Origin of the sequence: Xanthomonas hortorum pv. pelargonii (assembly GCF_024499015.1) — a bacterium.
Classification (GTDB): domain Bacteria; phylum Pseudomonadota; class Gammaproteobacteria; order Xanthomonadales; family Xanthomonadaceae; genus Xanthomonas; species Xanthomonas hortorum_B.
Genome location: NZ_CP098604.1, coordinates 5107355 through 5120597, shown reverse-complemented (window position 1 = coordinate 5120597; position 13243 = coordinate 5107355). Strand labels below are relative to the sequence as shown.

Genomic DNA, 13243 nt, shown 5'->3' with positions numbered 1-13243 from the left:
TCTCCACTGGTCCTTGCCCGCCCACCGTCGCGGGACCTTACGCGGCATGGATGCCGCGTAAGAGCCTACATGGACGTACTTGCGGCGTGTCCCGCGATGGTGGGCGGGCAAGGGCCCTCCAGCAAACCCACAGATCGATAGCTCCACAACCAACTCAATCAGGCTTCAAGCGTCAGACGAGTGCAAGCATGCGCGAGAGTTCGGAGTGCATGCGGGTCCATGCCGGTTGCCTTGCCGGTAACGCGCTCCAGTACAGCGCTAACAAGGTCATGTAGTCATTCGCCCTAGAGCGCATCGAACAACCGATTGCTGCGGTGATCGTCGTCCGGCACAGCTACACCCACGCGGGCTGCCGCGCGCCGATAGTTGTCCAGCCGATGGATATCGCGCAGCCGCGCGATGTCGTCGTCGTGGATGTCATGCCAGCCCCAACGCTGAAACTGGGTCAGGAACCACTCGCCATCCGACAGCCACGGCATGTTCACCGCACCATTGCGATGAAAGGCCAGCGCCGTCGCATCGTTCGCATGAATCTCGACATCGGCGTCCAGACACGCAGCCAGATGCGCAGCCGACACACCGATATGCTGCGGCTCGGCCAACCATTGCGCACACTGCGCGCGATTGCCCGGCGCCGCATCCAGCCAGCGACAGGCTTCCAGCACGCAGGCGGTCATGCGCTCGGTCAACTCTGGTTGCAGCGCGGCGAACTCGCGCCGGCAGGCCAGCACTTTTTCCGGATGGCCCGCCCACAACTCCCCACTGCGGATCACGCGGCGACCGCTGCCCTGCGCCTCGGCCACCGCAGCCCACGGCTCGCCGGAGCAATACCCATCGACCAGCCCGCTAGCCAAGGCTTCGGGCATCTGCGGCGGCGGAACGCTGAGCACATCCACATCGCGCATTGGGTCCACCCCGCATGCGGCCAGCCAGTAATACAGCCACAACGCATGCGTACCGGTGGGAAATGTCTGCGCAAACACCGCACGGCGGCCCAGACCGGCCAGCACCTGCGGCAACGCGTGACCATCGGCCAAGGCCTGCGCGAGCGCAGGCGCCAGCGTGATCGCCTGGCCGTTGTGGTTGAGCGTCATCAACAACGCCATCGGGCATTGCGGCCCGGCAATACCGAGATCGATCGCATACACCAGGCTGGCCAGGGCATGCGCCGCATCGACCTCGCCGGCCAGCAGACGGTCGCGCACGCCGGCCCACGACGCCTGACGCTGCAGCTCCAATTGCAAGCCATGCGCGCGGTCCAGGCCCAGCCGTTGCGCCGCGATCAGCGGTGCGCAATCGATCAGCGGCATGTAGGCCACGCGCAATACGGGGAGGTCGGCTTGGCTCATGTGTTCATCCCAACAACTCGGCCATGGCCACGATGCGTCGCGCCACTTCGGCCAGTTTGACGCCCTGCTTCATCGCTTGCTGGCGCAGCGTCGCGTAGGCGTCGGCCTCGCTCAGGCCACGTTTTTCCATCAGCAAGCCCTTGGCGCGATCGATCTGCTTGCGGTCCTGCAAGGCTTGCTGCACATCGTCCAGGCGCTTGCGCATGCTGCTTTCCTGCGCGAATCGGGCAAGCGCCACCTGCACGATCGGCGCCAGCCGCGCCGGTGCCAGGCCATCGACCACGTACGCGGTGACGCCTGCGCCGACGGCCGCATGGATCAACGCATCGTCGCCATCGCCGGAAAACATCACCACCGGGCGCGGCGCGTGTGCGTGCAGCATCGACAGTTGCTCCAAGGTGTCGCGCGAAGGCGAGTCCACATCGATCACCACCACATCCGGCTGCTGGCTCTGCACCGCATGCAGCAACGCACCGACCGAGGCCACATCGTCGAGCACCGTATAACCGGCGCGCGTCAATGCCTGGCGCAGTTCGCCAATCGGCTTTTCGGTATCGTTGACCAGCAAAACACGCATTGGCGGCAGCGAGGCGTGGACGTGGCTGGATGGTGCCATGCAACATGCTGTCGGTGCGAGTCATCTTTTCGGAGTCCGTCTGATGCCGTTGTTCCCGTTGTTCGCAAACCTGCAAGCGCGCCCCGTGTTGGTGATCGGCGGTGGCGAGGTCGCCACGCGCAAGGTGCTCGCCCTGCTCAAGGCCGGCGCGCAGATCCGTCTGTATGCGCATGCGCTCTCGCCCGAACTCGATGTATTGATGCAAGCCGGTCGCTTCGAACAGTTGGGCGGCGAATTCGATCCAGCCTGGATCGACGATGTGTGGCTGGTGGTCGCCGCCACCGACGATGCCGACTTGAATCAACGTGTCGCCACTGCCGCCGGCGCGCGTCAGCGCCTGGTCAATGTGGTGGACGATGCAGAGCTGTCGACCTACCAGGTGCCGGCGATCGTGGACCGCGACCCGCTGGTCATCGCCATCTCCTCCGCAGGCGCTGCCCCGATGCTGGCACGGCGTCTGCGCGAACGGCTGGAGCGCGAGCTGGATGCCTCGGTCGGCCGCTTCGCTGGACTATTTGCGCGTCACCGCGAGCGCATCCGCAGCCAGTTCCCCGATATGAATCGACGCAGGCGTTGGTTCGACCGCGTCATCGACGGCGACGTGCCGTTGCTGCTGCAAGCCGGCAACGATGACGCCGCCGAAACCGCGTTCACCGCAGCACTGGACGATGCCGGCGCGGTGCCGGCGCGTGGCAGCGTGCAACTGGTCGGCACCGGCCCGGGCGATCCCGGCCTGCTCACCTTGAAAGCGCTACGCGCGATGAATCTGGCCGACGTGCTGCTGATCGGCGACGACATCCCCGATGCGGTGCTGGAACTGGCGCGTCGCGATGCCTCACGCCGCGCCTTGCCGCGCGATACCGATGCACAACGGCATCTGTTGCTGGAACTGGCGACAGAAGGCCTGCACGTGGTCGCATTGCGCATCGGCGCCGGCTACAGCGATGCCGATGCTGCTGCGATTGAAGCAGCGCTGCATGCGCGGGGCCTGGCGTGTGATCGTGTGCCCGGCATTGCCATGCACATGCACGCCAACGCATAAGCGGCACGCACCTGCGGCCGCAGCTGGATCACGCTTTCGGAAACCGCTTGCGCGCACTGTCGCGCACGTCGATATCGAAGGTCACGCGCAACGCCGTGTGTTCGGCATGGCCAGCCCCGGCATCGAAGCTGAAGCTCAATCCATCGCGGCTGGGCAACTGCCGTGCATGCTCCTCCAGCGCATCGCGCGGCACCGACAACTGCCAATGATCGGTGGCGCAGTTGCAGGCCGCGTGACCACCGGTCAGGCTCACGCTGTGGCGCACCAATCGCGCGCCCTGCCCACTCGGCAAGCGGCTTTCGTTATCGACCGTGCGCCCGGCAAGCAACTCGGCCAATTCGGCTTCGTCGATGCGAAAGCGCAACTGCTGACCTTCAATCTGGATTTTCGCGACTGAGCTGACTCCACTGCTCGGGCGTATTGCAATTGACGAACGCGCCGCGTTCGCTGGCGGTGACAGCCACGCGATGGCACTGCAGTGAACGCTGCAAGGCGCGCAGCGAGCGTGACGATGCAGCGCCGGCCATCAACACCGAGAGCGCCTCACGCACAACGCCATCCACGCACAGACGCATCGGCAACATCTCGTCTTCGAAAGCGGCGCAGCGTTGCGGTGGTGGCGCCAGCAGTCGTTCCAGCAATGGTTTGGACAGCAGCGGCATGTCGACCGGTACCACCAAAAGTGTCGTTGCATCGGCTACATGATCGATCACGCTGGCCAGACCGCCCAACGGCCCCAGATCCGGCTGCGCATCGGCAATCCCCGCATAGCCCGGGCGATCACCGCTGATCACTACATCCAGCGCGCCGGCATCGCGCAGCAACGCCTGCATATGCGCAACCAACGGACGCCCGTGCCACGGCAGCAGCGCCTTGTCCTGGCCCATGCGCGAGGAACGGCCGCCGGCCAGCACCACACCGATCCACGGGTGTGAGGCGGTCATGCCGTCTGCTCGCAGGCACTGCGTCGCGCTGCATGCCGGCACACGCTCATGGCGCAATCGCTGGCGCAGCCGGCTGCAGATGCCCCAACCCGAACACCTGCGCCGTCGTACTGGGCGCGGCACCATCGTCCTGCGGCTCCAGCACCGCCCACACATTGGCCTGCAATAATGGCGCCACGCGAAACGACTCTTGCTGTGGCAAGATCTGCACGCAGAGCACACCGGCATCGCTGCAGTTCAAACGCGCGCGCAGGTGCTGCCGCCAGATCGGTCGTGCATGCATCGGTGTGTGCAGCGCAACACGCAAACCGCGCTCCATGGGCATGCCCAGCAAACTACGCAAAGCCGGCTCGACAAAAAAACGGAGCCCGGCGGCGCTGGCCATCGGATTGCCTGGCAAACCGAAATACAGCGCGCCGTCCGCAAAGCGCGCCAACAACACCGGCTTGCCTGGCCGCACCGCCACCTTGTGAAATAGCAACGCCGCCCCATGTCGCGCCAACGCATCCGGCACGAAATCGTAGCGACCACGCGACACCGCACCGGTGCTCAGAATCACGTCGGCTCCCGCATGTCGCGCTTGCGCGAGCGCCGCATCGAAGGCGGCAGCGTCATCGCCCACCTGCCCTCGCCACACCAGTTCGGCACCGGCTGCATGCAACTGACTGAGCAGATAGCTGCTGGTGCCATCGCGGATCTGGCCGGGCTGCAGCGGCTGCGCAGGATCGCCCACCAATTCGCGGCCGGTCGCGATCAAGGCCACACGCGGGCGCCGCACCACCTGCACGCGCGCGCAGCCCAGCCCGGCCAACAGCATCAGATGTGCACCGCGCAGCAGCGTGCCGGCCTCGATCACGCGATCGTGCAAGGCCACGTCTTCACCGCGTCGGCGAATGTGCTGGCCCACGCGTACATCGGCGCGCAGCCTGATGCGGCCGGGGCGTGCGCCGTCATGCGCCAGCAGCTCCACCTGTTCGATCGGCACCACGGCATCGGCACCTGCAGGCAAGCCGGCACCGGTCATGATTTCCCAGGTGGCGCCTGCCGTAATGCCACCGGCATCTTCGCCTGCGGCAACGGTGCCACCGACCGCATGCTCACTTGCGGTCATTGCGCCACGGCCATCGGTGACCAGCGCAAATCCATCCATCGCACTGTTGTCGAAAGCCGGCAGCTCGGCCGGGCTCGACAATGCCTGCGCAAGCACGCGGCCTTGCGCATCCGCACTGTCCACCCACTCGCTGGCAAGCGTGGCGACCTGCTGATGGATCAGTGCAAAGGCTTCGGCGTAGCTGATCATGAGCAAGACGACTGCCGACCGATGGATGACCTGGCTAGGATACCGGCCTCCAGCGCGGCTGGTACAGGCATGCCGCGACGGCGTTGCGACGGCGAATGCACCAGTGACCGATCACGCGATCACCCCAGCGCTCGACGCTGCTCGAACGCATCGTCAACACGCTGCGCCGCACACTTGCAGTTAGTTTTTTCATCTTTGCTCACCATGCAATTCGTCGACCTTGTTGGCTGGCTCGCCAGCGCCGTTCTGATCGCCACCTTGATCCGCCAGATTTACAAGCAATGGCAGTCGCCTGCGGCACAGGGTGTCTCGCGCTGGTTGTTTGTCGGTCAGATCAGCGCCTCGGTGCTGTTTATCGTTTACAGCTATCTGGTCGGCAATGCAGTGTTTATCGTCAGCAATGCACTGATCCTGCTGACCGCCATCACCGGCTATGTGCTGCAACGGATCAAGCATCGCCAGCTGCGTGGCATCAGCTGACGCGCTTGGCTGCCTTGCGCGGCTTGGTAGTGCGGGGCGGCGGTTTTTTTGCTGCGGTCGTTTTCGCGGCGGCCTTCGATGCGGTCTTGTTGTCCGTCTTGCGCGCAGGCGTCTTTTTCACAGCCGCACGCTTGCGCGGCTTCGACGCAGCCTCGGTCTCCACCACTGTCTCTGCAACTGCGTCCGGCACACCCACGCTGATCCAGGTCGGCGCATGGTCGCTGGCCTTCTCCAGGGCGCGCACCCACTTGTCCACGCCGGCATCCTGCAAGCCGGGCGCCAGCGTGCGATTGAGCAGTAGATGATCGATACGCAAACCGCGGTCACGCGCAAAGTGCTGGCGAAAATAATCCCAGAACGTATAGATGGGTGTATCGCCATTCACGGCCAGCAAGCTGTCGGTCCAGCCTTGCTGCAACAGCGCTGCATATGCCTGGCGACTTTCGTGCTGCAGCAACGCATCCTTGCGCCAGCCCTTGGGGTCGTAGATATCCGCATCGGTCGGCACCACGTTGAAATCGCCGATCAAGGCCACCGGATGCGGCAAGTCCACCAAGGTCTTGGCATGGCGGATCAAGCGCTGAAACCAGGCGAGCTTGTAATCGAACTTCGGCCCCGGCTGCGGATTGCCGTTGGGCAGATACAGACAGGCCACCACCACGCCATGAATCGCAGCTTCCAGATAGCGGCTTTGCCTATCGCCCGGGTCCCACGGCAGGCCGCGACGAATCTCCACCGGGTCTGCGCCCCGTGCAAGCAGGGCCACACCATTCCACGACTTCTCGCCCTGCCAGATCACCCCATAGCCGGCGTCACGGATCGCCGGTGCCGGAAACGCCTCCTGCGTGGCTTTGAGCTCCTGCAAGCCGACGATGTCCGGTTGCTCGCGCTGCAACCATTCCAGCAGATGCGGCAGCCGGCTATGGATGCCATTGACGTTGAAGGTGGCGATCTTGCGTGTGGTGGCTGACATGGGAATGCGAGCGGCCCTTTGCGTAAGGTAACGACAATGGCTGCAGCCGCATGAAGCCGATGCTCAAGCGAAGTGAAGCCTTTGCGTACCCCGCCCACTTGACGGCCATGCCGCACAGTTAGCTCAGCAGTCAATGCCGAAGCAGCAGGCGCTGCCGAACCAGTTTTATCGGCCTTGCAGCGCGAAACGCTTAGTCAAGCTCCAGGGTCCGCAGGCCCGAGCTGATGGGCCGCCAGCATCTCGTCGATCCGCTTGACGATCTGTGCGGCTTGTTCTGTGGAATCGGCCTTCGCTGTGATCGTCTCCGCATGTGCATGGAAGACATCCCAGAAATCATCCGGGTGCTGGCGTCGGATATCGGGCAATTCGTCGGCGAGGTGTTTCAGTTGCGCATCGATCTCGGGTGTCATGACTGTCTCCTTTTGTACCCACGCTACCGCGACCTCGGTGAGCCTGATGCCAACGCCGCCAGCCAGCACATCGCCGTATCGGGGTTTGCGCGACAATAGCGGCATGAGCAGCCACGACATCACTCCCGCCGACGCCCGCGCTCGTGCCATGCAGGGCGCCTTGTTGATCGATATCCGGCAACTGCACGAACGCGCCAGCGGCCAGGCCGAAGGCGCACTGGCCATCGTGCAGAGCGATCTGGAAACTGCACCCGCACGGCATCTGCCCGAGCACACACGCGAGATCGTAGTGATCTGCCAAAGCGGCAAGCGCTCGGCGCAGACGGCCGAGGTGCTGCGTGCGCACGGCTATACAGCGGTGTCTTCGGTACTCGGCGGCACCACCGCGTGGACGAACGACGGCCTGCCGCTGGTGCGCCCTGCGCTGCCGGCGGACGAACAGGATTTTCTAGAGCGCTATTCGCGCCATCTACGCCTGCCGCAGGTCGGTCTGGAAGGCCAGCAGCGGCTGGCGCGCGCGCGCGTATTGCTGGTCGGCGCGGGCGGGCTTGGCTCGCCGGCTGCGTTTTATCTTGCCGCTGCGGGTATCGGCCATCTGCGCATCACCGACGACGATGTGGTGGATCGCAGCAATCTGCAGCGCCAGATTCTGCACACCGAAGACAGCGTGGGTATCGCGAAAGTCGCCTCGGCCACGCAGCGCATCGCCGCACTCAATCCACGCGTGCAGGTCGACGCGCTGCAGACACGCGTCACCGCCAACAATGTCGAAGCATTGCTGCAGGACGTGGATGTGGTGATCGACGGTGCGGACAATTTTCCTGCGCGGTATCTGCTCAACGATGCCTGCGTCAAACTCGGCAAACCGTTGGTCTACGGCGCAGTGCAGCAGTTCGAAGGGCAATTGAGTGTGTTCGATGCCGGTCGCAACCGCGGTCATGCGCCCTGCTATCGCTGCCTGTTCCCCGAACCGCCACCGCCGGAGTTTGCGCCCAGCTGCGCCGACGCCGGCGTCCTCGGCGTGCTGCCTGGCGTCATCGGATTGCTGCAAGCCAGCGAAGCGATCAAGTTGCTGCTGGGCATCGGCGACAGCCTGACCGGGCGCCTGCTCAGCTTCGATGCCTTGGCCATGCGCTTTCGCGAAATCCGTCTGCCACCCGATCCGCATTGCCCAGTCTGCGCGCCAGGCACCGCGTTCCCCGGCTATGCCGACTACGCCGCGTTCTGCGGCAGCGCAGTCGGCTGAAAGCGGCACTTAAATCGACTGCGCAGCGTCAGCCAGGCCTGAGCGGGCGTCATGGCACACCGCCCGGCCGCAGCGCTTCGACCTGCCACCTACACGCTTGCCGCACACGCGCGTGAGAGCTATCGCCACGTGTTGTTCGCCACTGCTCCAGTGAGCGATCAAAGCGCGTAAGGAATCACCCGCACGATCTCGCCTGCCTCGAAGCGCCGTGCCGGCTCCGGCAACACGATCAGTGCATTGCTATCGGCCGCACCACGCAACAGATGCGATGCATCGCCGCGATGCGGCAGCGCGGTCAACCGCCCGTCCTCGCCGCACTCCAGGCGCCCGCGCAAAAACTCCAGGCGTTCGTGACGCTTTTCCCACGGGCCTGCCAGCGCTGCATGCCACACCGGACGCGGTTCGCTACGCCCCTGCAAGCCATCCAGCAGCGGCACACCGTAGGCGATCAGCGTCGCCAGCACCGACACCGGATTGCCCGGCAAACCCAGCACCAGACAGCGGCCGATCTGCCCCAGCACCGCCGGCATGCCCGGGCGCATGCGCACGCGCCAGAAGTGGATGCGGCCCAGTTCGCCAATCAGCTGCGGCAGATAGTCTTTTTCCCCGGCCGAGACGCCGCCGCAGGTGATCACCACATCGAATGCAGCGGCTGCATCTTCCAGCATGGTGCGAATACGCTGCGGATCATCCGGCAGGGTCGGCCATGCCGTCGGTGCGTAGCCCAGTGCCCGCAACTGCGCCATCAGCATGTCGCGGTTGCTGTTGTAGATCTGCCCCGGCCCTAGCGGCATGCCCGGCTCTACCAGCTCGTCACCGGTGGCCAGCACCGCAATGGTCGGACGCGGCGCCACCGCAAGCCGCGACAGCCCGAGCGCCGCCGCCAGCCCGATGCGGGCAGGCGTCAACACCTGTCCGGCCTGGATCACCAGATCGCCCGCACGCACGTCGCTGCCGGCCAGACGCACCGCCGCGCCCAACGCAGGCATCGTGCGGAAACGCACAACACCATCGCGCTCATCCGCATCTTCTTTCGGGATCACGGTGTCGGCGCCATCGGGCAGCGGCGCGCCGGTGGTGATGCGCAGGCATTGCCCCGCGCTGAGCGTGCCGGTCCAACGCTCGCCAGCGAATTGTTCGCCGACCAGTTGCAACGACGCATCGCCGCCAGCGACATCGGCATGCCGCAACGCAAAGCCGTCCATCGCACTGTTGGCAAATGGCGGTAGTGCCAGCGGTGCAATCAGATCGGCAGCGGAAATCCGCCCGTCGGCACGCGAGGTGGCGATGTTTTCATCGGGCGGGCGGTTTTGGGCCGCAACGGCCTGCAGAATCTGCAGCGCCTGCGCATACGGAATGCGGGAGGGATAGTCGGTCATGGCGCGCAGGATACCAGTGCGCCAGGCTGGCTCAGAACGGCGACCCGAACGATCACCTGTCCGTCAGAGAGCACGGCCGGCACTCCGGCCAGCACGAACCGCGCGAACATGGCAGCTTCCAGGCGCGTTACTCAACCTAAGCTGGAGCTAGCACGCCACGCATGCCAGCTCGTCGAAGATGACACGCCCGGCGCGGCAGCCCTGCCTACTTGCCCTTGACGTGCTTCATCAAACGCCGCTTGCGCGCCACCTGCCGCTCGGTGAGCGTGTTCTTCTTGCCCTCGTACGGATTGGCGCCTTCGCGGAAGATGAAACGCACCGGCGTGCCGACCAGCTTGAAACGCTTGCGGAAGAAGTTTTCCAGATAGCGCTTGTACGACTCCGGCAACACTTTCAGGCGCGTGCCATGCACGATGAAGGTCGGCGGATTTGCGCCACCCGGATGCACGTAACGCAGTTTGGAGACGTGACCACGGATGCTCGGCGGCGGATTGGTCTCGTAGGCGATTTCCAGCGCCTGGTTGACTTCGCTGGTGCTGAATTCATGCGTCGCCGAGGCATGCGCGCGGTGAATCGCCTGAAACAGCTCGCGCATGCCCGAGCCGTGCAACGCAGAAATCCGCACCGCCTCGGCCCAGCTGACAAAGCCCAACTTGCGTGACAGCAGGTCTTCGGCCTGCGCACGCTGATAGTCGCTCTGCCCGTCCCACTTGTTGATCGCCACCACCAACGCACGGCCAGCGTCCAGGATCGCGCCAAGAATGGTCGCGTCCTGATCGGTGACGCCTTCGCCGGCATCGAGCATCAGCACCGCGACCTGGCATTGCTCGATCGCCTGCAGCGTCTTGAACGCGCTGAATTTCTCCACCGCCTCCTCGACCTTGCCACGGCGACGCAGGCCGGCCGTATCGATCAAACGGTATTGGCGCCCGTCGCGGTCCATGTCCACTGCGATCGAATCGCGCGTGGTGCCCGGCACTTCCGAGGCGATCATGCGCTCTTCGCCGAGCAGGCGATTGACCAGCGTCGACTTGCCCACATTCGGGCGGCCGACAAAGGCGATGCGCACACGCGCCGGGTCGGTATCCAGCAGCTCGCCGGCACCTTCGGCAGGCAAGCGTGCACCGACTTCTTCGAGCAGCTCGTCGATGCCCTGCCGATGCGCGGCAGACAACGCCACCACATCGGAGAACCCGTAGCGCGCGAACTCCGAGCGCACGGTCTCTTCGTCGGTACCGTCGATCTTGTTGATGACCAGCACGGTCGGGCGTGCCAGCTTGCGCAGCCAGGCCAGGATCTCGTCGTCGAGCGAGGACGCGCCTTCGCGGCCATCGACCACGAACAGCACCAGATCGGCTTCGCCGGCAGCGGCACGCGCCTGACGCGCGGTGGCGCCGGCAAGACCTTCCTCGTCGCCGGCGATACCGCCGGTATCGACGACGATGAAGGGGCGCTCCTCGTCGAGACGGCAGACCCCGTAGTTACGGTCGCGGGTGACGCCGGGCTGGTCGTGGACCAGGGCGTCACGGGTGCGCGTCAGCGCATTGAAAATGGTGGACTTGCCGACATTGGGCCGTCCAACCAGGGCGACCAGGGGCAGCATCGCGAAGTCCTTATTGTGCCAACCGGAAGGCGGTGATATCGCCATCGGTGTTTTGTACCAACAGAATGCCATCGACGACTATCGGCTGCGCCAGCAGCGTGTCGCGTCCAGCGCGAGCGCGCGCGGCCAGTGCACCATCGCTGAGTTTCAGCCAGTGCAGATAACCCTTGTAATCGCCAACCACGGCGTAATCGCCCTGGATGGCCACACCGGTCAGGGAGCGACGTGCAAGCGCAGCCTGCGACCACATCGCCGCTCCACTGCTCTTGTCCAGGCCCCACACCGAACCGGCATTATCCGACACCACCACCACGCTGGACGACACGCCAACGCCACCGGCGCCGCCGTGATCCCGCGTCCACAGCGGACGGCCACTCGGGCCTTCCAGTGCGAGGGTTTCGTTCTTGAAGCTGGTTGCGTACAGCGTGGTGCCGTCGAGTACCGGTGCGCCATCCACGTCGGACATGCGCTCCAGCTCGGTACGGCCTTCCGGCACGCCGATGGCCTGTTCCCACAACGGGCGACCGTCCTGCAGCGCCAGCGCACTCAAGGTGCCGCTGTCGTTGCCGACGAACACCACACCCGGGCCGGTCACGATCGGCGCATTGCCGCGCACCGACAGGGTCGGGCCTTCCTCGGCATGGAACCAGCGGCGCTCGCCGGTCGTCGCGTCGAAGGCGCTGACGCGACCGTCGTTGCTACGCACCAACACCAGACCCTGCGCAATGGCCGGTGCAGCGATGACCTCGTTCGGTACCTTGGCGCGCCACTTTTCCGTGCCATCGGCCTGGTTCAGCGCAATCACATCGCCAGACAGCGTACCGATCACCACCAGGCCTTCGCCAACCCCGGGACCACCGGACAGGCGCTGCTTGAACTTGCGATCGTTGCGCTCTTCTTTCTTGGGCTTGTATTCCCACACGCGCTTGCCGGTCTGCAGGTCCAATGCCTCCACGCCACCGGTGATCGCCGAGGCGTACACCTTGCCATCGGCCACGGCCGGACGCTGACGCACGCCGATATGGCCCTCGCCCTTGCCCACGCCGGTGGACCACAGCTTGTCCACCTTGACCGAGGGCTCGAACTTGACCAGTTCGGCAGGTTCCTGCGCCTTCTTGGCAGCAGCATCCTTCCCGGCAAACCAGCCCTTGACCGTGCTGCAACCCGCCAACGACACGCCCATCAGGGCGATCAATGCAATGCGCTTGTACATATCAACCTGCTTCATCAAATCGGCTCCGCCGGATTGGGCACTTTGCCGCCCACATCCATCAGCTTGGTTTCCAGCAAACGGCGCTGCGGCGAGGCCACATCCACCGTGGTCAGGGCCTTGGCGTAGAGCGCACGCGCTTCATCCGGCTTGCCCTGCACAACCAGCGCATCGGCGCGGATCTCCAGACTGGTGTGGTCCTGCGCATCGGCCAGCAGCTTGATCGCTTCGTCCGGCTTGCCGCTTTCGGTCAGCACGCGCGCAAGGCGCTGCTGCACGATCTGCTTGAGCTCGCCTTCGGCGGGCACGTCGCGCAATGTCTTGATCGCTTCGGCGTGCTTGCCGGCATCCACCTGGGCCTTGGCCAGACGCAGCGCAGCCAGCTCGGCGTAAATACCGCCCTTGCCGTCGTCGAGCGCCACGATCTCTTTGGCGGCCTTGTCCAGGTCCTTGCCCTGGATCGACTTCACCACCGCCTCGTAACGGGTGTTGGCTTCCACCGATTGGGTATTGGTGTGCTTCTGCCACCACTGCCAGCCCAGGATCAGGGCCAGGCCAACTACGACGCCGCCCACCAGACCCGCGCCATTCTTTCTCAACCAGGAACGAACGCGTTCGCCTTGTTCGTGTTCGTCCAGCAGATCGTCGATCGCCATGCGTACTCTCGCTCCGTCGTCCCGGAGGCGCGGAA

The 13243-nt window shown here is 64.9% G+C and carries 14 protein-coding genes; 3 read left to right on the top strand and 11 right to left on the bottom strand.

What is annotated here, in order from left to right:
- Positions 1-284: 284 nt before the first annotated feature.
- The gene (locus NDY25_RS21845; RefSeq protein WP_168959502.1) at positions 285-1349 is read right to left on the bottom strand and encodes a CmpA/NrtA family ABC transporter substrate-binding protein; all 1065 of its coding nucleotides are present in this window, start codon (positions 1347-1349) and stop codon (positions 285-287) included.
- A gap of 4 nt (positions 1350-1353) precedes the next feature.
- Positions 1354-1926 (bottom strand): ANTAR domain-containing response regulator, encoded by a 573-nt coding sequence (locus tag NDY25_RS21840; protein ID WP_168959503.1) that lies wholly within the window; start codon positions 1924-1926, stop codon positions 1354-1356.
- A gap of 82 nt (positions 1927-2008) precedes the next feature.
- On the opposite strand from NDY25_RS21840, the gene NDY25_RS21835 reads away from it, so the two are divergent.
- Positions 2009-3007: an NAD(P)-dependent oxidoreductase gene (locus NDY25_RS21835; RefSeq protein ID WP_168959504.1), complete on the top strand. Its 999-nt coding sequence runs from the start codon at positions 2009-2011 to the stop codon at positions 3005-3007.
- 28 nt (positions 3008-3035) lie between these two features.
- Here NDY25_RS21835 and NDY25_RS21830 read toward each other — a convergent pair whose 3' ends face one another.
- From NDY25_RS21830 to NDY25_RS21820, 3 genes are read right to left on the bottom strand one after another with little or no spacing between them, the layout of a single operon-like run.
- Complete coding sequence (locus NDY25_RS21830; protein WP_256628023.1) at positions 3036-3428, bottom strand: hypothetical protein; 393 nt, start codon at positions 3426-3428, stop codon at positions 3036-3038.
- Positions 3382-3951, bottom strand: coding sequence for a molybdenum cofactor guanylyltransferase (locus tag NDY25_RS21825; RefSeq protein ID WP_256627678.1), 570 nt, complete (start codon positions 3949-3951; stop codon positions 3382-3384). The genes NDY25_RS21830 and NDY25_RS21825 overlap by 47 nt, the downstream gene beginning before the upstream one ends.
- 46 nt (positions 3952-3997) lie before the next feature.
- Positions 3998-5251 (bottom strand): molybdopterin molybdotransferase MoeA, encoded by a 1254-nt coding sequence (locus NDY25_RS21820; protein ID WP_168959506.1) that lies wholly within the window; start codon positions 5249-5251, stop codon positions 3998-4000.
- A 204-nt stretch (positions 5252-5455) separates the two neighbouring features.
- On the opposite strand from NDY25_RS21820, the gene NDY25_RS21815 reads away from it, so the two are divergent.
- A complete protein-coding gene (locus NDY25_RS21815; protein WP_006448719.1) occupies positions 5456-5731 on the top strand; it encodes a hypothetical protein in 276 nt (91 codons plus the stop codon).
- On the opposite strand, the gene xth is transcribed toward NDY25_RS21815, so the two are convergent.
- Positions 5724-6704, bottom strand: a complete 981-nt coding sequence (gene xth, locus NDY25_RS21810) for an exodeoxyribonuclease III (RefSeq protein WP_168959507.1) — start codon at positions 6702-6704, stop codon at positions 5724-5726. The genes NDY25_RS21815 and xth overlap by 8 nt on opposite strands.
- A 194-nt stretch (positions 6705-6898) precedes the next feature.
- Positions 6899-7114 carry a hypothetical protein gene (locus NDY25_RS21805; protein ID WP_168959508.1) on the bottom strand — a complete coding sequence of 72 codons (216 nt, stop codon included), beginning with the start codon at positions 7112-7114 and terminating at the stop codon, positions 6899-6901.
- A gap of 103 nt (positions 7115-7217) precedes the next feature.
- Between NDY25_RS21805 and moeB the strand changes: the two genes are divergently transcribed.
- Positions 7218-8360, top strand: a complete 1143-nt coding sequence (gene moeB / locus NDY25_RS21800) for a molybdopterin-synthase adenylyltransferase MoeB (RefSeq protein WP_168959509.1) — start codon at positions 7218-7220, stop codon at positions 8358-8360.
- A 158-nt stretch (positions 8361-8518) separates the two neighbouring features.
- On the opposite strand, the gene NDY25_RS21795 is transcribed toward moeB, so the two are convergent.
- From NDY25_RS21795 to NDY25_RS21780, 4 genes are all read right to left on the bottom strand, one after another.
- Positions 8519-9739, bottom strand: coding sequence for a molybdopterin molybdotransferase MoeA (locus NDY25_RS21795; protein WP_168959510.1), 1221 nt, complete (start codon positions 9737-9739; stop codon positions 8519-8521).
- Positions 9740-9944: 205 nt separating this feature from the next.
- Positions 9945-11342: a ribosome biogenesis GTPase Der gene (gene der / locus NDY25_RS21790; RefSeq protein ID WP_006448726.1), complete on the bottom strand. Its 1398-nt coding sequence runs from the start codon at positions 11340-11342 to the stop codon at positions 9945-9947.
- A gap of 10 nt (positions 11343-11352) precedes the next feature.
- Complete coding sequence (bamB, locus tag NDY25_RS21785; RefSeq protein ID WP_074057500.1) at positions 11353-12570, bottom strand: outer membrane protein assembly factor BamB; 1218 nt, start codon at positions 12568-12570, stop codon at positions 11353-11355.
- On the bottom strand, positions 12570-13208 hold the full coding sequence (locus NDY25_RS21780; RefSeq protein WP_023903989.1) for a YfgM family protein: 639 nt from the start codon (positions 13206-13208) through the stop codon (positions 12570-12572). The genes bamB and NDY25_RS21780 overlap by 1 nt, the downstream gene beginning before the upstream one ends.
- Positions 13209-13243: the final 35 nt, after the last annotated feature.